This window comes from Oleiphilus sp. HI0080 (assembly GCF_001635135.1).
This window is the reverse complement of sequence record NZ_LWFU01000768.1, coordinates 1-358: the sequence shown is the minus strand read 5'-3', so window position 1 is coordinate 358 and position 358 is coordinate 1. Positions and strand designations below refer to the sequence as shown.

Here is a 358-nt window from a genome sequence, read left to right as displayed (position 1 = left end):
TAAGGGTGGGCGAGTGTTTAGTGGTGAGGGTGCTTCAGTTGCTGTCGCTGCCTTCGGTAATTGGCTGGGTTTAATCCGGTCCATTGCTTAAACGCTCTGGAAAAGGCTCTAGACTCACTAAAACCAAGCTGCTCCGCGACTTCTTTTACACTTAGGCTGGTTGATTTGAGTTGCTGCTTGGCAAGCTTTAGTCGAACCTCGTTTTTTATATCCTGAACAGAAGAGCCCTCGGCGCTGAGTTTGCGGCGTAATGTTGGCTCACTCATTCCTAGCTTTTCGGCAAGCTCTTTACTTTGGGGCAAAATAAGTTGCTCGTTGGTGCGGAGTTGGCGTGGTTCAAGTAGCTGGCGTGTTTTGG

Annotated in this window: 1 protein-coding gene; it reads right to left on the bottom strand. The window is 49.4% G+C overall.

The features are described from left to right. Positions 1-17: 17 nt before the first annotated feature. On the bottom strand, positions 18-358 hold a 341-nt coding region (locus A3751_RS15995), incomplete at its 5' end, for an AraC family transcriptional regulator (RefSeq protein WP_156492540.1).